General features: G+C 69.1%; 18 protein-coding genes. 9 read left to right on the forward strand and 9 right to left on the reverse strand.

From position 1 onward, the window contains the following. Positions 1 to 77: 77 nt before the first annotated feature. Entirely contained in the window at positions 78 to 341 is a 264-nt protein-coding gene (locus tag AR539_RS15730; protein WP_066438940.1) for a hypothetical protein, read from the forward strand. Positions 342 to 348: 7 nt separating this feature from the next. Here AR539_RS15730 and pta read toward each other — a convergent pair whose 3' ends face one another. Further along, positions 349 to 2460, reverse strand: coding sequence for a phosphate acetyltransferase (pta, locus tag AR539_RS15735; RefSeq protein ID WP_066438943.1), 2112 nt, complete (start codon positions 2458 to 2460; stop codon positions 349 to 351). 173 nt (positions 2461 to 2633) lie between these two features. On the opposite strand from pta, the gene AR539_RS15740 reads away from it, so the two are divergent. From AR539_RS15740 to AR539_RS15750, 3 genes are all read left to right on the forward strand, one after another. Then, positions 2634 to 3149 (forward strand): hotdog fold thioesterase, encoded by a 516-nt coding sequence (locus tag AR539_RS15740; RefSeq protein WP_066438946.1) that lies wholly within the window; start codon positions 2634 to 2636, stop codon positions 3147 to 3149. A gap of 16 nt (positions 3150 to 3165) precedes the next feature. Continuing rightward, positions 3166 to 4494 carry a phenylacetate--CoA ligase PaaK gene (paaK, locus tag AR539_RS15745; RefSeq protein ID WP_066438948.1) on the forward strand — a complete coding sequence of 443 codons (1329 nt, stop codon included), beginning with the start codon at positions 3166 to 3168 and terminating at the stop codon, positions 4492 to 4494. Between the two features lie 96 nt (positions 4495 to 4590). Further along, positions 4591 to 5193: a TetR/AcrR family transcriptional regulator gene (locus AR539_RS15750; RefSeq protein ID WP_066438949.1), complete on the forward strand. Its 603-nt coding sequence runs from the start codon at positions 4591 to 4593 to the stop codon at positions 5191 to 5193. Positions 5194 to 5362: 169 nt separating this feature from the next. Here the strand turns inward: AR539_RS15750 and AR539_RS15755 are convergent, their stop codons facing one another. Together AR539_RS15755 and paaZ are read right to left on the reverse strand one after the other, a co-directional pair. Then, a complete protein-coding gene (locus tag AR539_RS15755) occupies positions 5363 to 5770 on the reverse strand; it encodes a VOC family protein (protein ID WP_066438951.1) in 408 nt (135 codons plus the stop codon). A 174-nt stretch (positions 5771 to 5944) separates the two neighbouring features. After that, the gene (gene paaZ, locus AR539_RS15760; RefSeq protein ID WP_066438953.1) at positions 5945 to 8056 is read right to left on the reverse strand and encodes a phenylacetic acid degradation bifunctional protein PaaZ; all 2112 of its coding nucleotides are present in this window, start codon (positions 8054 to 8056) and stop codon (positions 5945 to 5947) included. Between the two features lie 163 nt (positions 8057 to 8219). Between paaZ and AR539_RS15765 the strand changes: the two genes are divergently transcribed. Then, positions 8220 to 8636, forward strand: coding sequence for a PaaI family thioesterase (locus AR539_RS15765; protein WP_066438955.1), 417 nt, complete (start codon positions 8220 to 8222; stop codon positions 8634 to 8636). A 259-nt stretch (positions 8637 to 8895) separates the two neighbouring features. Further along, a complete protein-coding gene (locus tag AR539_RS15770; RefSeq protein ID WP_066438956.1) occupies positions 8896 to 9612 on the forward strand; it encodes a DUF4397 domain-containing protein in 717 nt (238 codons plus the stop codon). Between the two features lie 199 nt (positions 9613 to 9811). Here the strand turns inward: AR539_RS15770 and AR539_RS15775 are convergent, their stop codons facing one another. Both AR539_RS15775 and AR539_RS15780 read right to left on the reverse strand, forming a co-directional pair. Continuing rightward, on the reverse strand, positions 9812 to 11995 hold the full coding sequence (locus AR539_RS15775; protein ID WP_157361031.1) for a S1 family peptidase: 2184 nt from the start codon (positions 11993 to 11995) through the stop codon (positions 9812 to 9814). Positions 11996 to 12004: 9 nt separating this feature from the next. Beyond that, the gene (locus AR539_RS15780; RefSeq protein WP_066440078.1) at positions 12005 to 12685 is read right to left on the reverse strand and encodes a tyrosine-protein phosphatase; all 681 of its coding nucleotides are present in this window, start codon (positions 12683 to 12685) and stop codon (positions 12005 to 12007) included. Between the two features lie 312 nt (positions 12686 to 12997). On the opposite strand from AR539_RS15780, the gene AR539_RS15785 reads away from it, so the two are divergent. Then, complete coding sequence (locus AR539_RS15785) at positions 12998 to 13840, forward strand: SGNH/GDSL hydrolase family protein (protein ID WP_082699397.1); 843 nt, start codon at positions 12998 to 13000, stop codon at positions 13838 to 13840. On the opposite strand, the gene AR539_RS15790 is transcribed toward AR539_RS15785, so the two are convergent. Beyond that, the gene (locus AR539_RS15790; RefSeq protein ID WP_082699398.1) at positions 13825 to 14460 is read right to left on the reverse strand and encodes a GNAT family N-acetyltransferase; all 636 of its coding nucleotides are present in this window, start codon (positions 14458 to 14460) and stop codon (positions 13825 to 13827) included. The two genes, AR539_RS15785 and AR539_RS15790, sit on opposite strands and share 16 nt — an antisense overlap. A gap of 93 nt (positions 14461 to 14553) precedes the next feature. Between AR539_RS15790 and AR539_RS15795 the strand changes: the two genes are divergently transcribed. Next, positions 14554 to 14994 carry an SRPBCC family protein gene (locus AR539_RS15795; RefSeq protein ID WP_066438966.1) on the forward strand — a complete coding sequence of 147 codons (441 nt, stop codon included), beginning with the start codon at positions 14554 to 14556 and terminating at the stop codon, positions 14992 to 14994. Between the two features lie 27 nt (positions 14995 to 15021). Continuing rightward, positions 15022 to 15255 (forward strand): DUF6480 family protein, encoded by a 234-nt coding sequence (locus AR539_RS15800; protein ID WP_066438973.1) that lies wholly within the window; start codon positions 15022 to 15024, stop codon positions 15253 to 15255. On the opposite strand, the gene AR539_RS15805 is transcribed toward AR539_RS15800, so the two are convergent. Genes AR539_RS15805 through AR539_RS15815 form a run of 3 tightly spaced genes read right to left on the reverse strand, consistent with a single transcriptional unit; the run spans position 15252 to position 18186 of the window. Further along, a complete protein-coding gene (locus AR539_RS15805; RefSeq protein WP_066438975.1) occupies positions 15252 to 16139 on the reverse strand; it encodes a 3-hydroxyacyl-CoA dehydrogenase family protein in 888 nt (295 codons plus the stop codon). The genes AR539_RS15800 and AR539_RS15805 overlap by 4 nt on opposite strands. 2 nt (positions 16140 to 16141) lie before the next feature. Further along, on the reverse strand, positions 16142 to 16960 hold the full coding sequence (locus AR539_RS15810; protein WP_082699399.1) for an enoyl-CoA hydratase/isomerase family protein: 819 nt from the start codon (positions 16958 to 16960) through the stop codon (positions 16142 to 16144). Further along, on the reverse strand, positions 16960 to 18186 hold the full coding sequence (locus AR539_RS15815) for a thiolase family protein (protein ID WP_066438978.1): 1227 nt from the start codon (positions 18184 to 18186) through the stop codon (positions 16960 to 16962). Before AR539_RS15815 ends, AR539_RS15810 begins: the two co-directional genes overlap by 1 nt. Positions 18187 to 18345: the final 159 nt, after the last annotated feature.

An 18345-nucleotide genomic window follows, 5' to 3' on the forward strand; every position in this document is an offset into this window, starting at 1 on the left:
ATCGTATCGCCATTGCATCGGGCCGGGCTGGCACTTAGAGTCGGCGGACCACTGCCGCAACCCATGAAAGGACTCCCGTGACCGAGAACGCCACCCAGCCCGAGGGCACCAACCCCGACGACGCCGACGCCAGCACCGGATCAGGGACGAAGGACCCCACCGGCGTCGAGGGCGCCAACCCCGCCCTGAACGACACGGGAAACTACAAGGCCCCCGAGGTGGGCGAGGCCCCCGAGCCCCCGGAGAACGTGGAGGACCTGGACCTCACGCCGGAGGGCCTGGCGGATGAACCGGCCCGGCAGGAGGATCCGGACAGTCCGGTCGAGCCGGAAAACAGCTGACCGGAGGCTACGCGTGGGCGCCCGCCGCGGCCGGTTCGACGGCGGGCTCCACCGACTGCGCCTGCACCGCTGTGATGGCCACCGTGTTCACGATGTCCTCCACGGTGCAGCCGCGGGAAAGGTCGTTCACCGGCTTGCGGAGCCCCTGCAGGACCGGCCCGACGGCGACGGCACCGGAGGACTGCTGCACGGCCTTGTACGTATTGTTGCCGGTGTTGAGGTCCGGGAAAATGAACACGGTGGCCTGCCCTGCGACGTTCGAGCCCGGCATCTTGGACTGCGCGATTGCGGCGTCCACGGCGGCGTCGTACTGGATGGGACCTTCGACGGCGAGGTCCGGGCGGCGCGTCTTCACGACGTCGGTGGCCTGCCGGACCTTGTCCACGGCCTCGCCGCTGCCGGACCCGCCCGTGGAGTAGGACAGCATAGCCACCCGCGGCTCCACGCCGAACTGCTTGGCGGTCTCCGCCGACGCCAGCGCAATGTCGGCCAGCTGCTCGGCGTTCGGGTCCGGGTTGACGGCGCAGTCACCGTAGACCAGCACCCGGTCCGGCATCAGCATCAGGAACACCGAAGAGACGATCTTCACGCCGTCGCGGGTCTTCACGAACTCCAGCGCAGGGCGGATGGTGTGCGCGGTGGTGTGCGCGGCGCCGGAGACCATGCCGTCCACCACGCCCAGCTGCACCATCATGGTGCCGAAGTAGCTGCCGTCCAGCATGACTTCCAGGGCCCGGGCCAGGTCAACGCCCTTGTGGGCGCGCAGCTCCGCGTACTTTTCGGCGAACTGCTGGCGCAGCTCGGACGTGGCCGGGTCCACCAGGGTGATGCCGGAGATGTCGATGCCCTGGGTGGACGCCAGCTCGCGGACCTCCGATTCCTTGCCCAGGATGGTGAGGTCGCAGACGTCCCGGCGGTGCAGGATCTCCGCGGCGCGCAGGATCCGCACGTCGTTGCCCTCCGGCAGCACGATGTGCCGGCGCTGCAGCCGCGCCCGTTCGATGAGGTCGTGCAGGAACCGCAGCGGCGTCATCCGTTCCAGCCGCGGGAGGTGCAGACGCTCCACCAGCTCCGCCTCGTCGACGCGCTTGGCCCACAGCCCCACGGCCGAGGCCACCTTGCGGCGGTGCCCGGACCAGATTTCGCTGCGGACCTCGGAGACCTGTTTCGCGGTGGTGTAGGTGTCGTCCGGGCCGGCGAACACGGGGAACGGCGCCTGCGCCAGCAGCGAGTAGATGTTGGGGTCCGGGGCCAGGCCGCCGGTGAGGATCAGCGCCGACGGCACCGGGAATTCCGGCGAGAACGACGACGCCAGGCACGCCACCATCACGTCCGCCCGGTCACCCGGAACGATCACCAGCGCGCCGTCGTCGAGCACGTGCAGGAAGTTGGCCACGTTCATGGCCGCCACCTTGATGGAGCGGACGTCGCGTTCCATGTCCTGGCGGCCGGCCACCTGGCGGATCCCCAGGGCCGCGGCCACCTCGCCGGTGGTGGGCCGGGCAATGTCGTCGAGCTCCGGGAAGACGTACACGGGCCGGCCGGACGTGCCCGGCTTCACCGCCGCCACAATCCCGTCCACATCCTCCGGGTCGGCGCGGTTCACCATAATGGCCAGCAGGCTGCACCGCTCGGCTGCCAGTTCCTTCCGGGCAACCTCGACGGCGTCGGCGGCCTCCTCGACGGTGCGCCCCTTCGCGCCCACCACGGCGACCACGGAGGCGGCCAGGTTGTTGGCGAGGCGTGCGTTGAGGTCGAATTCGACGGCGGCGTCCTGGCCGGTGAGGTCGGTGCCCTCCACGATCACCACGTCACAGTGGCGCGACATCTCGGCGAAGATCTCCACGCAGCGGGCGTCGATCTCGGCCCGGTTTCCCTCGGCCAGGAGCGCCCGCACCTCGGCGAACGTCAGCCCGCCGCGGCAGCGCTGGTCATCGAGGTCGAACCGGGCCTTCATCAGGGCCACCATGGGGTCCGACGCCGCGTCCGAGCCGTGGACCACCGGCTTGAAGAAGCCGATCCGGTCCGCGTGCCGGTGCAGCGTGTCCGCCAGCCCCAGCGCGATCAGCGACTTTCCGGATCCCGGCGTAGTCGCGCTGACGTAGATCCCCTTGGCCATGGCCCGCCCTTTGCTGTGGAGGAATGCTTCCCTCCCAGCCTACTTTCTCCCGCCGGGTTCCTGCCGCCGGCGGGCCTCCCCGGGGGCTTCACAACCCCGCCAACTCTTGACAGAAAGCGCCTTTTGGGATTACCTAATGAACATTCGGTAAATAAAGCTGGAGGCAATGACGCATGGCTGAACTGACGGTTTCCGCGACCACCCACCCCATCCTTGACGGCGATTACGCCTCGGAATGGATGGGCATCGAGGTGGTGGCCCTGGACGAGGGGCACGCCACCATCCGCATGACCCTCCGGCAGGAAATGCTCAACGGCTTCGGCATGGCCCACGGCGGAATGATCTTCGCCTTTGGTGACACAGCCTTCGCACTGGCCTGCAACCCGGCGAACCCGGGCCCGGCCGACGCCGGAAACATCACGGTGGCTGCCGGCGTCGACATTAACTTCCTGAAGCCGGCGTTCCGCGGCCAGGTGCTGACCGCCGTCGCCAACCGCCGCGCCAGCACCGGGCGCAGCGGCCTGTACGACATCCAGATCTACGCCGCCGATCCCGTTGCGGGAACCCCGACGGCGGCACCCGGCACGGCTCCTGCCGCCACGGCGCCGGGCCAGCTTCCCACCGACCTCCCCGCCGGAGAACTCGTCGCCGAGTTCCGCGGCCGCAGCCGCACCATCTCCAAGAAATAGAAACAGGGAACCCCAGATGACCCAAGAAACCGTCGCCCCCGCCAGCGAAGCCGTCCTGGACCGCGAAGAAACCATCTCCCGCGACGAGCTTGAGGCATTGCAGCTCAGCCGCCTGCAGCACACCGTGGCGTACGCCTACGACCGTGTGCCCCTGTACAAGCGCAAGTTCGACGAGACCGGTGTTCACCCCACAGACCTCCGCGAGCTCTCCGACCTGGGCAAGTTCCCCTTCACCACCAAGGAAGACCTCCGCCTGGAGTACCCCTTCGGCATGTTCGCCGTGCCGCAGCACGAGGTGGCCCGCATCCACGCCAGCTCCGGCACCACCGGCCGCGCCACCGTGGTGGGCTACACCAAGAAGGACCTCGCGGATTGGGCCAAGCTCGTGGCACGGTCGCTGCGCGCCTCCGGCGTCCGCCCCGGCATGAAGGTCCACAACGCCTACGGCTACGGCCTGTTCACCGGCGGCATGGGCGCCCACGCCGGCGCCGAGGCCCTGGGCTGCACGGTCATCCCCATCTCCGGCGGCCAGACCGAACGCCAGATCACGCTGATCCAGGACTTCAAGCCCGACGCGATCCTGGCCACCCCCACCTACCTGCTCACCATCGCCGACGCCATGATGAAGCAGGGCATCGACCCCGCGTCCACCTCGCTCAAGTACGCCGTCCTCGGCGCCGAGCCGTGGACCGAGGAAATGCGCCACGAGCTCGAGACCACCATGAACATCAAGGCCTGCGACATCTACGGCCTCTCCGAGGTCATGGGCCCGGGCGTCGCCGGCGAGGCCGTCGAGACGCAGGACGGCAGCCACATCTGGGAGGACCACTTCCGCCCCGAAATCATCGACGCATTCGACCCCTCCAGGGTCCTGGGCGACGGCGAACCCGGCGAGCTGGTCTTCACCTCCCTCACCAAGGAAGCGCTGCCCATCATCCGCTACCGCACCAAGGACCTCACCCGCCTGCTGCCCGGCACCGCCCGCCCCGCGCACCGCCGCATGGGCCGCATCACCGGCCGCAGCGACGACATGATCATCCTGCGCGGCGTGAACCTGTTCCCCTCGCAGATCGAGGAGATCGCCCTCCGCATCCCCGAGCTGAGCCCGCACTTCCAGCTCGAGCTCACCCGCCCCGAAGGCCAGCGGATGGACCAGCTGACCGTCAGGATCGAACGCCGCGAGACCGTCACGGTGGAGGATGTCGCCTCGGCCGCCAAGGTCCTGCAGCAGCAGATCAAGATCCACGTCGGCTCCTCCTGCGCCGTCGACGTCGTCGAGCCCGGCTCCCTGGAGCGGTCCAACGGCAAGCTCCGCCGGATCTACGACCTCCGCCCCAAGGCCTGACACCCGTCCCGTGAAGCCCCGGCGGGCGGCGCAGCCCACAAAGCGACGCCGCCCGCCGGGGCTGACCGCTCTCCCGATCGTGAGAAAATAGCGACTATGCCCACCACAGCAACCACCAAACGCGGCCGCCCCGGATACGACCAGCAGTCGGTGCTGGTGATCGCTGTTGACGTCTTCAACCGCCATGGTTACGACGCGACGTCCATGGGCATCCTGGCCGAGAACCTGGGCATCTCCAAGTCCGCCATTTACCATCACGTCCCGTCCAAGGGCGACCTCCTCAAGCTCGCGCTGGACCACGCGCTGGGCGGCCTTGAGGCCATTCTGGACCAGCCGCAAGCTCAAACTGGAACGGCCGAGGCCCGGCTGGAGTTTGTGCTGCGCGAGACCATCTCGGTGCTGGTGGACCGGCTCCCGTTCGTCACCCTGCTCCTGCGCCTGCGCGGCAACACCGAGATCGAGCGCGACGCCATGGAACGCCGGCGCACCTTCGACCACAAGGTGGCGGCGCTGATTTCAGCGGCTCGCGACGAGGGCTCCCTCCGCAAGGACATCGACCCCCGCACCGTCACCCGCCTGCTGTTCGGCACCATCAACTCCATCGTCGAGTGGTACAAGCCCGGCGGCTCCCTCTCCCCCGAGAAGCTGGCCGACGACATCATCACCATGGCCTTCCACGGCCTCCACGTCCCGCAGTAGCCGCCGCCGGCGGCGGTCCGGGGGCACTTTGAGGGCCGCGGCGCTGGTTTCCCGGCCAAATCCCGGCGCGTCCGTGTCAATGTGCCGCCGGACCGCCGTCGGGCAACTCCAGAAAGCACAAAACAGCGCCCCGGAAACCCGGGGCGCTGTTTTCTGCGCGGCTGGCGGGTCAGAGCTGGTAGTCGGCTACCGACGTCGTGTCCTCGTGGAGGCAGAGGATGTTGTGCTCCGTGTCCATGAACCAGGCGCACTTCTCCGAAGCGGTGGTGCAGATGTGGTTCTCGGTTTTGAGGTCCGGGAGGTCGTAGTCCTGGAACTGCACGCCCTTGGACTCCATCTCCCGGACGGTCCGCTCGATCCCGGAGACCTCGAAGCTGAGGGCCGTGTGCTCCGAGTGCTTGCCGTCCTTGACCGGCATCAACTGCAGCATGGGGCCGCCCGTGCTGCCGAACATTTCACTTCCGTCGTCTGCCACCCCGTGGTGCGGGAGTCCGAGTGTGTCGGCATAGAAACGCCGGGCACGTTCCGCATCATCGACCGGCAGGACTGTTGTGGCTTTGCTGAGTACTAGGGTCATTGCGCCACCTCCTACGCTGAAAATTTTACGCCGGAGCGGGGCTGAAAGAGCCTGCGGACAACAGCGCAACTGACGCTCCCTCACGTCCTGCGCCTTAACGACGGACGCTCCCTCATGAGATGAGGGAGCGTCCGCGCGGGAACCGCCAGAAGTGAGAGAGCGTCGGAGAACGGGCTACTTCTCCACGAGGGTGAGGACGTCGTAGGTCGCCACGATCTCGTCGTTCTGGTTGGTCAGGACGGCGTCCCAGGCCACCTCGCCGTACTCGTCGGTCTCGCGCGGGGTGATCTTCTTGGCGGTCAGTGTGACCCGGATGGAGTCGCCCGCGGCCACCGGCGTGATGAAGCGCAGGCTCTCCAGGCCGTAGTTCGCCAGGACGGGGCCCGGCGCGGGCTCGACAAACAGCCCGGCGCCCCACGCCAGCAGCAGGTAGCCGTGCGCCACGATGCCCGGGAAGAACGGGTTGGCTTCGGCGGCCGCCTGGTTGGTGTGGGCGTAGAAGGTGTCGCCGGTGGAGTTGGCGAACTTGGTGATCTCCTCCAGGCTCACTTCGCGCAGCCCGGACCGGAACGCGTCGCCGATGTGCAGCTCGGCCAGGTTCTTGCGGAACGGGTGCCGGCCTTCGGTCTCGACCGTGAAGTTGCGGTCGGCCCCGGTGTGCCAGACGCCCGTGACGGCGGTGAGCATGTTGGGCGAGCCCTGGATGGCGGTGCGCTGCATGTGGTGCAGGACGGAGCGGATGCCGCCGAGCTCCTCGCCGCCGCCGGCGCGGCCGGGGCCGCCGTGGACCAGGTGCGGCACCGGGGAGCCGTGGCCGGTGGAGGTGCGGGCGTCCTCGCGGTTGAGCATGTGCACGCGTCCGTGGTGCGCGGCGATGCCGGCCACCAGCTCGCGGGCCACCGCGGGATCGTTGGTGCAGACCGAGGCCACCAGCGAGCCGCCGCCGCGGGCGGCGAGGCGGACGGCGTCGGGCAGGTCCGTGTAGCCGATCACGGACGACACCGGGCCGAAGGCCTCCAGCGAGTGGACCTCCTCGGCTTCCGGATCGGTCCAGCTCAGCAGCACCGGGGACATAAACGCGCCGCCGTCGACGACGCCGACAGTTCCGTCCGCGCTGGTGACCTTCGGCGAATCGAGGGTGCCGTACGCGAGTTCGCCGCCGGCGTCGAGCATTGACTGGACGGCGGCGCGCACGTCGGCGAGCTGCTCCAGGGAGGCCAGGGCGCCCATGGTGACGCCCTCGGCGCGCGGGTCGCCCACGACAACGCGCTCGCGGACGCGCTCGCCCACGGCGGTGATGACATCCTGCACCAGCTCCTGCGGCACGATGGCACGGCGGATGGCGGTGCACTTCTGGCCGGCCTTGGCGGTCATCTCGGTGACCAGCGACTTGACGAAGGCGTCGAACTCCGGGGTGCCCTTGACGGCGTCCGGGCCCAGGATGGAGGCGTTCAGGGAGTCGGTTTCCGAGGTGAAGCGGACCCCGCCCTTGACCACGTTGACGTGGGACTTGAGCGTGTTGGCGGTGGACGCGGAGCCGGTGAAGGCCACGAGGTCGCGGTAGTCCAGGTGGTCCAGCAGGGTGCGGACGGAGCCGGAGATCAGCTGCAGCGAGCCCTTGGGCAGGATGCCGGATTCGATAATCGCCTTGACCACGGCCGCGGTGACGTAGCCGGTGGGGGTGGCGGGCTTGACGATGGTGGGGACGCCGGCGATGAAGGCGGGGGCGAACTTCTCCAGCATGCCCCACACCGGGAAGTTGAACGCGTTGATCTGCACGGCGACGCCGGGAATGCGGGTGTAGATGTGCTCGCCGGCGAAGGAACCGTCCTTGGACAGCACCTCCATGGGCCCGTCCACAATCACCTGGGCATTGGGGAGCTCGCGGCGGCCCTTGGAGCCGAACGTGAAGAGCACGCCGATGCCGCCGTCGATGTCCACCATCGAGTCGATCTTGGTGGCGCCGGTCTGGGCGGAGAGGGCGTAGAACTCGTCGCGGCGGCCGTTCAGGTACTGGGCCAGTTCCTTGAGCTTGAGCGCGCGCTGGTGGAAGGTCAGCTTGCCGAGTTCAGCCTGGCCGGTGGTGCGCCCGTAATCCACGACGGCGGCGAGGTCCAGTCCCTCCGTGCTCACCTTGGCGAGGAGCTCACCGGTGCTGGCGTCGAGGACGGGCGCGGCGCCGGATGCGGAGCCTGCGTCGGGAGTCCACCAGGAATCCCGGATGAAGCTGGGAACGATCTCTACAGTGTCTACTGTGGGTTCCGGAGCGGTTGCAGTGGTGGTCATCGTTGACGGGTCCTTCCAGCGGGGGCAAGAGCAACACGGCCAGCATTACTGACCGTCCGTTCGGTAATATATCTACAGTACATGAATGAGGCCTGCCGCACACTAGCTGCGGCGGCACTGACCGGCCCGGGCCCCTTGGCTTTCCGGCCGAAGAGGAGACGCTATGACGCCGGAGCCCCGGAACACCGAGCTGTGGAAGATCACCCTCGGCGAACTTGACGAGAAAATGGGCGTGAAGATCGTCGAGGAATCCGTCGAGAAGGTGGTCGCCACCATGCCGGTGGAGGGCAACCGGCAGTCGTTCGGGCTGCTCCACGGCGGGGCCTCCCTGGCCGTGGGCGAGGCCGTGGGCTCCTGGGCCGCGGTCATCCACGCCAGCACCCTGGGCAAGACCGCCGTCGGCGTGGACGTCTCCGCCACGCACCACAAGTCCGCCCGCGAGGGGCTGATCACCATCACCGCCACCCCCATCCACCTCGGCGGGACGGTGACCACCCACGAGGTGGTCATCACCAACGAGGCCGGCCAGCGGCTGTGCACCCTGCGGATCACCAACCTGCTGCTGGACCGCAAGGGCTGAGGCCCGGCGTCGGCGGCGGCGCCGTCGGGTGGCCGCCGTCGGGTGCCCCGCCGTCGAAACCGACGGAAAGCGGCCCGGTCGACGGAACGTTACGGCGATCCGGCCGGTTTCCGGCGAACTCGGTGGCCGCGGTGGTCGCGGTATCGCCGAAATCGCCCCCAAACACCCCGCTGCGTGCATCCAAAGCGCACCCTCGGCCGGTATTAACGGTGTCAGCAAATCACCGCCCGAATCCGGGCAACTCAATGAGGAGTTTGAAATGCGCAAGACCGTTTATGCCGCCGGTGCCGTGTCCATGGTGGCAGCGCTCGCCTTCGCCGCCCCCGCCCAGGCCGGCGGAAAGCACGACGGCGGCCGCCACCACAACGACAACGCCTACCTGTCCGTCCTGCACGGCGTCCCCGGCCTCACCGTGGATGTGTGGGTGGAGGGCGAGCTCACGCTGGACGACTTCGAGCCCGGCACCCTCGCTGGCCCGCTGGAGCTCGACGGCGGCACCTACAAGATCGCCATCACGGCCTCCGACGCCACCAGCGCGGACAATCCGGTGATCGGCCCGTTCAAGGTCCACCTCAAGGACGGCCGGAACTACACCGCTGTTGCCCATCTGGACGCCGACGGGGATCCGACGGCCACCCTCTTCAAGAACAAGCTCTCGGCCAGCCCCGAGGGCGAGGGCAAGCTGACCGTCCGGCACGTTGCGGCAGCGCCCGCCGTCGACGTCCTGGCCGGCGACACACCGGTCATCGAGGACCTGAAGAACGGCGAGCAGGAGATCCTGACCCTGGGAGCCGGGACGGTCTCCGCCTCCGTTGCGGCCGCCGGCACCACCGACCCCGTGATCGGGCCCGCGGATATCCCCGTCACGGAGGGCAAGAACACGATTGTGTACGCCTGGGGCAGCCTGGCGGACGGCACCCTCGACGTGGCGGTCCAGGTGGTCGACTCGCGCCCCTGGCGCGGCCACGGCCACTGAGCCGGGGCATTGAGCCGGGGACGCTGAGCCGGGACACTGAAGCCCTGTCCTGACCCCGCACGGGCGGGATCTTGTTCGCCGGCACTGCGCTGCAGTTCCGCCCGGGGCACCCCAAACGGAGGCTCCAGCCGGTCGTTCCGGCTGGAGCCTCCGTTTGGGCGCTGGCCTGTTCGTCGCAAGCCTGCCGGGTTGGCACCGGTCAGCGCACGGCCCGGCGCCGGGTCGCGGCCAGCAGGGCAGCGCCCAGCAGGATGGCCCCGGCGGCAAGTCCCGCCGTCGAGAGCAGCGTTCCGGCGCCGGTGTCCGGCAGATGGCCGGACGCGGCCGGAAGTACGGGGGCGGCGGGTTCTGCCGGCGGTACCGCGGCGGGCTCTGCCTTCGGCGGCACGGCGGCGGGGACCACCGGCGCCACATCTTCGGCCGGCGGGGTGACCACGGGTTCCTCCGCGCCGGAGACCGTGACGGCCAGGGTGGCCGCGCCGGACCGGCTGAAGCCGTTCACGGTTTCCGCGGTGAGTGTCAGCGGGCCGCTGGCCTCCGGTGCCCGGTAGCTCCAGTTGCCGTCGGCGTCGACCGGCACCTCCACCGGGGCCTCGCCGTCGACGGTGATGCGGACCTTCGAGTTGGCCGCGACGGCCGACGCCGGAGCGGCGGGGACCCGGCCCGTGATCGGCTGCCCGGGCCGGTCCGCCGCGCCCGCCGGCACCGCGAGCTCGGGCTTGTTGAGGAAGAGATGCAGCTGGACGTCCGGCATATAGCCCAGCGCGTCCGCCAGGGTGGTGGCGATGGCGAAGTTCTCGCCGGACGTCTCGCCCGCGGTGTGCGTGCCCACGGCGAAGTTGCCGCTGATCCACGGCCCGCCCGAGTCGCCGCCGGCCGACTGCACGCTGTTCGAGAGGAAGCCGCGGAAGGCCCGAAGGTCCCCCGGTGCGGTGGTGCGGCCGCCCACCACGTAGATGCCGGTTTCGTCGACCTGTCCGCAGGACCAACCGGTGGTCCGTCCGGAGCGGCACACTTCCTGGCCCTGGAACGGCGTGACCGTCCCGATGATCTTCACGGCGGTGGCGCCGGGGTCCGCGGCACTGGCCCAGGTGGATGCTTCCGGCTGGGGGTTGATCGCGCCGTCGAGGCCTTCGATGACGGCGATGTCTGTGCCCACGTTGCCGGGGTTCTGCTCGGTGCCTGTGATCCACGAGTTGGACAGTCCACCGAACTGGCTGAAGCCGAACTTGCCGAGCGGGTCGAGCGTGCCGGGCAGGGGCGCCGTGACGCCGCCGGCAACGGACGACGCCGGGGGCTCGACGCCGATCACCCTGGCGGTGCCGTCCTCAGCACAGTGCCCCGCGGTCAGCACCAGGGGCAGACCTGCCGGGCTGAAGGCGCTGAACCCTGTGGAGCAGATGGTCCGCCACGGGGACGCATCAATCACGTAGCCTTCGCCGCCGAAGAGATCGGCCTCGGTGGCGGCGGGGGGCCCCTCTTCCAACTGCACGTTGGCGTAGCGGGACACGAAGTCCGCCGCGGACATCTTGCCGGGGGCCGAGGTAGGCGCCGTCGGGGGTGTCGACGCCGTCGCTGCCGCCCCAGGTGCGGTCGGCGCCGGGGAGGCCTGCGGGTCGGGGAACCGGGACGGGCCCGCTTCGGCCGCGTTGGTGCCGCCGGTGCGGATGACATACCGGCCGTTGGAGTGGGCCACAGCCTGCAGCTCCTCCGGCCCCACCTCGCGGACATAGGCTTGGAACAGCTGCTCCGTGCTGGCCGCCACCCGCTCCGCCGCGGAAGGAGCGGCAGCAGGGACAGGGTCTGCGGTGGGTTCAGCTGACGGTCCGGCCGCCGGCGGCACCAGCACAAACACCGCCGATGCTTCGGCGCCGTTGAGTTCGTCCACGCGCGCCTGGAGCACGGCACCGCTGCCTTCGACCAGGATCCTGTTGTCTTTCAGGCTGATCCCGACGTAGCCGGGAAGGTCCCGCAGCGACGGAAGGGCGTCGGCGGCGGTCCTGGCCAGCTGGCCGGCAGCGTTGAACTCTTCCAGCGTCATGCCCAGGTCGCGCCGGAGGGCCTCCGCGAGTCCGGCGTCGCTGATTTCCGGAGCCGTGCGGGGCGCCGCGGGAGCACCGGGCGTCGGGGCGCCCGCCGTCGGGCTTCCCACCGTCGGGCTTCCCGCCGTCGGCGTCACCGCGGGAACCGGCGCACCCGGTTCAGCCGACGCCGTCAGGCTGGCTTCAGCCGGGCTTGGCGTAACCGACGGCGAGGCCACGGCCGGAGCTGCGTCCGCTCCCCCGGCGTCGGCGAGCGCCGGAACGGCGGAGAAGGAACCCGCGAGCGCGACGGCTACAGCAGCCGCCGCCCGCACTGTCAGCTGAAATGTGGGAGAGATCACCCGGATACTCTAGCGCCCCAGTTTGGCCAGCACCGCCCGCAGTTCAGCCTCCGTGACGCCATTGCGGCGCAGGAACTCGCCGGCCTTCACCCCGCGCACAAACCGGAGGAGGCTTGCCTGCCGCGTCTCCAGCAGGGGCGCCAGCACCTCCTCGGGCAGGTACCTCTCGTGCGGATGCGGTACCCCGGACACCCGGTGGTGTTCGTTGATGCCCCGCATGGCGCGCTCATACCCCCGCACAATGGCGGCCTCGCCCGTGCCGGCAAGGTCCTGGAGCATGGCGGCGATCATCCCGCTGCGGTCCCGGCCGGCGGAGCAGTGGATCACGACGCCGCCGCGTGCCGCCGCCACGGCCTTGAACACTGCGGCGAGTTTGTCCGGGAAGAGCCGCGCGTTGTCGGGATACGCCGCCGGATCGTTCAGGTAGGGGACGCAGAGCTGCCGGAACTCGGGGTTGGCGGGGTCCTCGGTGGGGGTATGCACGACGTCGAACACGGCCAGGGTCTCCGCGCTCACCTGCGGATCGGTGTCCCGGCGGCGGATCTCGTCCGGGTTGCGGAGGTCAATGACGGTCCGGATGCCGCCGTCGTACGCCTGCCGCCACCCGGTTTCGGTGAGCCATTCGCGGCGCCCCATCCGGAATACGTCACCGGCGATGTGCCAGGCGTTGACCGCGCCCTCCCAGTCCATGGGCCCGGGCAGGGTGCTCCTCTCGGCGGGGCCGGCGGTGCCGCCTGGAATCGTCATGTTGACAGCTAAGCACACGCCCCCGGCGCCGATCCACGGTCAGGTTTCGCAAAAGATTTCCACATAGAGCCTCCTGGCATGGTGCCGGGCCGGGACGTCCGCGTAGGGTGGCGGTGAACCCGGTAGCCGCCGGGCTCTTTTCAGCCCACCGGCCGCCAGACGGGCGCCCCGCCAGCGCACTGGAGCGCTTGGGACGGCACGGGGCAGCACGGGACGGCACCGGTGCTGGACCAGCGTGCTACTGAGGGGAACACCATGGGAACTCTGAAACTTCGACGCCGGCGCACGGCCTTGGCGGCAGGCCTCGCCACCCTGGCCATGGCGGCCGGACTGGCCGCAGTCCCGGCGCAGGCCGTGGACAAGACCAAATACATCGCCCTCGGGGACTCCTTCGCCGCCGGCCAGGGCGCGGGGCCGTACCTGGACGACTGCTACCGGAGCGAGAACACTTATTCCGAACTCGCTGACGAGGAAAAGGCCATCAAACTGGTGGTGAACGCCGCCTGCAGCGGCAAGACCACCCAAGACGTGGTGGGCTCCCAGCTGGAGCGGCTGAATAAGAGCACGGAGCTGGTGACCATCACGGCCGGCGGCAACAACCTTGGGTTCGGGTCCATCGTCACCGCCTGCGGCACCGCCATCGGCGATCCCAGCGCTGCCCCGGCCTGCGCCAAAGCCAGCGCCGACGCGGCGGCCCTGATCACCAGCGGCCAGTTGACCAACGACGTCATCACCATGATCAACAGCGTGCAGGCGGCAGCGCCGAACGCCAAGATCGTGGTGACGGGCTACCCCTACCTTTACGATCCGGTGGCCCCCGGCCAGACCGATCCGATGTCCTTGTTCATTTACCAGGCCACTGATCTGGCGAACGGGCTCAACTGGTCTATCGAGACCGCCGCCGACATGGCCGGCGCGGACTACGTCGACGTACGGGCCGCCTTCGCCGGCCACGGCATCAACTCGGCCACCGGCGAGCCGTGGATCAACCTCGACCTCACCAACCTGGCCAGCCCCGACAACTTCCACCCGAATGCCGAGGGCTACGAGGCGTACTTTGACGCGCTGAACGCGGAGGATGTCTATTCGGCTCCCTGAGCCCGCTTGGCCAGCCGGAACTCCAGGGCGTTCCGGACCATGGGCCACTCGTGTTCGAGGATGGAGAACACCACGGTGTCCCGCAGCGCCCCGTCGGCGCTGCGGGTATGGCTGCGGAGCACGCCGTCCTGCTTGGCGCCCAGCCGCGCGATCGCCTCCCGGGACTGATGGTTGAGCCAGTGCGTGCGGAATTCGACGGCGGGGCAGCCCAGGGTTTCGAAAGCGTGCCGCAGGAGCAGGAGCTTCGAGTCCGGGTTGCTGCCGCTGCCGTGCGCGGACGCCGCGTTCCAGGTGGAGCCGATCTCCACCCGGGGCGTGACCGCGTCAATGTTCATGTAGGTTGTCATGCCGATCACCCGGCCCGGGCCGCCGGTGGCGGGATCGATCAGCCGCGTGGTGAAGGGCAGCATGGAACCGCTGTCCTGCAGGGCCAGCCGCCGGTCGATCTCCGCGGCCATCTGGTCCGGTGCGGGGACGCTGGTGTACCAGAGCCGCCACAGTTCACCGTCGCAGGCAGCCTCCACAAGGCCGTCGTGGTGTTCCATGCTCAGCGGCTCGAGGACCACGGAGTGGCCGGTCAGGGTGATGGGGGCGATCGCGGGCCTGTCCTGGGAAGTCACAGGACCATCCTAGGCGGCAGGATATGAGGGCAGCTGAACGAAATTCCGTCCCTGTTTCGGTATTGGAATCGGACATGCCGGTTAGGCTGGGGCATGATCACAGTTACCGGCACCGTCAACTCCGCCCTCGATCCCGTCAGGGCCTTCGACTACCTGTCCGCCTTTGAGCACACGCCGGAGTGGGATCCCGGAACGCCCGTCGTGGACAAGCTCACCGCGGGACCGGTCGCCGTCGGGCACCGCTACCACGCCGAAGCCGAGTTCCGGGGCAAGCGCCAGGCGCTGACCTACGAGGTGATCGAACTGACCTCGAGCCGCATCAAGCTGCGCGGTGAGAACAAGTCCGTCATCTCCGTCGACACGATCGAGGTGTCGCCGGCCGGGACGGGATCCAAGGCGGATTACACAGCCGAGTTCCAGCTCAAGGGCCTTCTCAAGCTTGCCGAACCGTTCGTCCGGCCGGCGTTCAACTCCCTGGCCGGCCCTGCCATGGACGGCATGAAAAAAACACTCGACTCCAAGGCATCGCTCTAGCGCCGCAGTGCAGAACAGGAGCTTACCGTGACAGCCCAAAACCCGGACCCTCTTGAGAACAAGCTCACCGGTCTCGAGCCGGGCGGGGGCGTCCCGCCCGGCGAAACGCCGCCCGCGGAGGGGACCTCGGTGGGACCGCAAGGGCCGCGGACCCGCGAGGACCGGGGATTCCTCCAGTGCCTCTGGATCGTCATGATCGCTGTGGTGGTGCTCTTGGTGTTGCTCTTCTTTGTCGGCTACATCGTCGGGATCCTCGACTAGCTGGTCCAGTCGAAGAAGCCCTTGCCGCTCTTGCGTCCGAGTTCGCCGCGGGCCACTTTGTCGCGCAGGATCTGCGGCGGGGCGAAGCGCTCCCCGAGGGTGGAGGCGAGGTACTCGGCAATGCCGAGCCGCACGTCCAGTCCCACGATGTCCGTGGTCCGCAACGGCCCGGTGGGGTGCTTGTAGCCGAGCACCATGGCGTTGTCGATGTCCTCGGCGGATGCCACGCCCTCCTCGACCATGCGCATCGCCTCGAGGGCGATCGCGACGCCCAGACGTGAGGACGCGAAGCCGGGGGCGTCATTGACCACGACGGCGGTCTTGCCCAGTGCCTCGACCCAGCCGCGGGCGGTTCCGGCCAGCTGCTCCGAGGTCTGCTCGCCCAGGACCACCTCGATCAGGGTGGACGCCGGCACAGGGTTGAAGAAGTGCAGGCCGAGGAAGTTCTGCGGGCGCTGCAGCTCGCGGGCCAGGGCGTTGACCGAGATGGAGGACGTGTTGGAGGCAAGGGCGGCGTCGTCGGCCAGCCGTTCCTCGATGCCCCGCAGGGAGGCGACCTTCAGGTCCCAGTCCTCGGGGACGGCCTCGATGACCAGCTGGCGGTCCTTGAAATCGTCGTAGTCCACCGTCACCGTGAGCCGGGAGACCATCTCGTCAAGGTTGGCGTCAGTGGCGCCACGCTCGATGCTCTTGGCTGCCGCCGACTCCACCCGCTCGCGGGCGGCCTCGGCCGCCTGCTCGTCGCGTTCGACCACGAGGACGTTGGCGCCGTTGATCAGGAAGGCGTGCGCGATGCCGGCGCCCATGCGGCCGCCGCCAAGCACCCCGACAAATTCGGGGAGGCCGCCGTCGGAGAGGTTCGCGGAACGTTCGGGATTGCTCATTTTCAGTTCTTCTTCCGGTCGGAATCCTGCTCGGACGCTTTGGCTGACTTCTTCTCGGACTTGCGGTCCAGGAAGGCCTGCATGCGGTCGAACTTGGCCTGGGATTCGAAAAGGATTCCCTGCGCCAGCTGGTCGATCAGGGGGTGTGCCTCGGCGGGGGCGTGGAACACGGACTTGGTGATGCGGACGGCGAGGGGGTCCTGCCCGCCGATCCTGTCGGCCAGCGCGTGGGCCGCACCCATCAGCTCGTCCGGCTCGTGGATTTCGGTGATGAGGTGCACGGCCAGGGCGCGGTCGGCGCGAAGCACGGCACCGGACAGCAGGATTTCCTTGGCCACCGGCTCCCCCACGAGTTCCTTGAGGCGCCAGCTGGCTCCGGCGGCGGCGAGGATGCCGAGGCCCGTCTCGGGGTTGCCGATCCGCACTGAGGGTGTGCCGATCCGGAAGTCCGCCGCGTAGGCCAGTTCGGCGCCGCCGCCCAGGCAGAAGCCGTCGAGCGCCGCGATGACGGGCATGGGAAGCTTGGCGATCCGGACGAAGATCGTGGAGTTGATGCCCTGCAGGGCATCGTCGCGGCGGCGTTCCCGCAGCTGGCCGATGTCCGCTCCGGAGGCAAAAACACCCTCCGTCCCGGCAAGGATCAGCACCTTCGGGGTCTGCTCCAGCGCTGCGCAGACGGCGTGCAGCTCGTCCACCATCTGCTGGTCGATCGCGTTGCGGACCTCGGGCCGGTTGAGGAGGACCACCAGGCGGTCGTCGCGTTCCTCGATCAGGAGTGTGCTGAAGTCCTGCGGGTCCAGGCCCGTCGCGGCGGCCGCCACTACACGCGCTCCAGCAGCATGGCGGTGCCCTGGCCGACGCCGATGCACATGGTGGCGAGGCCGACCTTGGCGTCCTCGCGTTCCATCCGGCCCAGCAGGGTGATGGCGATCCGGGACCCGGACGAACCCAGGGGGTGCCCCAGACTGATGGCGCCGCCGTCGCGGTTGACGATCTCCGGGTCCAGGCCCAGCCGGCGCATGGTGGCGAGGGACTGGGTGGCGAACGCTTCGTTAAGTTCGACGGCGCCGAGGTCGCCGACGCTGAGGCCGGTCCGGGCGAGCACCTTCTGGGTGGCCGGGACGGGGCCGATGCCCATGATCTCGGGTTCGCAGCCGGCGGAGGCACCGTCGATGATGCGGGCGCGGGGGGTGAGGCCCAGCCGCTCGATGGCGGCTTCGGACGCGACGATGATCGCGGAGGCGCCGTCGTTGAGGGTGGAGGAGTTGCCGGCGGTAACCACCGAGCCGCCGGCGACCACCGGGCGGAGGCCGGAGAGCACGTCCATGGTGGTGCCGGCGCGGGGGCCCTCGTCGGTGTCGACGACCGTTTCGCCCTTGCGGGTCTTGACGGTGACCGGGACGATCTCGTCGGTGAAGCGGCCGGCGGCGATCGCGGCGAGGGAGCGTTCGTGGGACCGGACGGCGAAGGCGTCGGCGTCCTCGCGGGTGATCCCGTCCACGCGGGCCACTTCCTCGGCCGTTTCCGGCATGGAGTAGGTCATCTTGCCGCCGCGGGAGAGTTCGCCCTTCTGGAACAGCGGGTTTGCGAAGCGCCAGCCGATGGAGGTGTCGAAGATCTGCCCCGGCTTGGCGAACGCCGTCTGCGGCTTCTCCTGGACCCAGGGGGCGCGGCTCATCGATTCGACGCCGCCGGCGATCACGATGTCCGCGGCGCCGGACTTGATCATCTGGCTGGCCATGATGATGGCGCTGAGGCCGGAGGCGCAGAGCCGGTTCACGGTGATGCCGGGGATGTGCAGCGGCAACCCGGCCAGGAGGGTGGCCATGCGGGCCACATTGCGGTTTTCCTCGCCGGCTCCGTTGGCGTTGCCCAGGATGACCTCGTCGATCGCGTCCGGGTCCACTCCGGCGCGGGCCACGGCTTCGCGGACCACCAGGGCGGCAAGATCATCGGGGCGGACGGCGGAGAGCGCCCCGCCGTAGCGGCCCACCGCAGTGCGGGCACCGCCTACGAGAAATGCCTGTGGTCCTGCTGCTGATGCCATGGGTACACCCTTCACGCGATAAACGTCACTGTCATCGAAAACACCGAACGAACCGCCGCCGGCTGCGTCAGCCCCGGTCACCCCGCGAGCCCGCCAATTTACCGACCGTTCGTTCTATAAAGATTACACGGCACCGCAAGGGGGTCAATCACGGCACCG

The sequence above is a fragment of the Arthrobacter sp. EPSL27 genome, from assembly GCF_001512305.1.
Lineage (GTDB): Bacteria > Actinomycetota > Actinomycetes > Actinomycetales > Micrococcaceae > Arthrobacter.

Coding starts and splice junctions, on each gene's coding strand:
- pta (WP_066438943.1), bottom strand. CDS start 2,460: ATGGCCAAGGGGATCTACGTCAGCGCGACTACGCCGGGATCCGGAAAG.
- AR539_RS15740 (WP_066438946.1), top strand. CDS start 2,634: ATGGCTGAACTGACGGTTTCCGCGACCACCCACCCCATCCTTGACGGC.
- paaK (WP_066438948.1), top strand. CDS start 3,166: ATGACCCAAGAAACCGTCGCCCCCGCCAGCGAAGCCGTCCTGGACCGC.
- AR539_RS15750 (WP_066438949.1), top strand. CDS start 4,591: ATGCCCACCACAGCAACCACCAAACGCGGCCGCCCCGGATACGACCAG.
- AR539_RS15755 (WP_066438951.1), bottom strand. CDS start 5,770: ATGACCCTAGTACTCAGCAAAGCCACAACAGTCCTGCCGGTCGATGAT.
- paaZ (WP_066438953.1), bottom strand. CDS start 8,056: ATGACCACCACTGCAACCGCTCCGGAACCCACAGTAGACACTGTAGAG.
- AR539_RS15765 (WP_066438955.1), top strand. CDS start 8,220: ATGACGCCGGAGCCCCGGAACACCGAGCTGTGGAAGATCACCCTCGGC.
- AR539_RS15770 (WP_066438956.1), top strand. CDS start 8,896: ATGCGCAAGACCGTTTATGCCGCCGGTGCCGTGTCCATGGTGGCAGCG.
- AR539_RS15780 (WP_066440078.1), bottom strand. CDS start 12,685: ATGGACTGGGAGGGCGCGGTCAACGCCTGGCACATCGCCGGTGACGTA.
- AR539_RS15785 (WP_082699397.1), top strand. CDS start 12,998: ATGGGAACTCTGAAACTTCGACGCCGGCGCACGGCCTTGGCGGCAGGC.
- AR539_RS15795 (WP_066438966.1), top strand. CDS start 14,554: ATGATCACAGTTACCGGCACCGTCAACTCCGCCCTCGATCCCGTCAGG.
- AR539_RS15805 (WP_066438975.1), bottom strand. CDS start 16,139: ATGAGCAATCCCGAACGTTCCGCGAACCTCTCCGACGGCGGCCTCCCC.
- AR539_RS15815 (WP_066438978.1), bottom strand. CDS start 18,186: ATGGCATCAGCAGCAGGACCACAGGCATTTCTCGTAGGCGGTGCCCGC.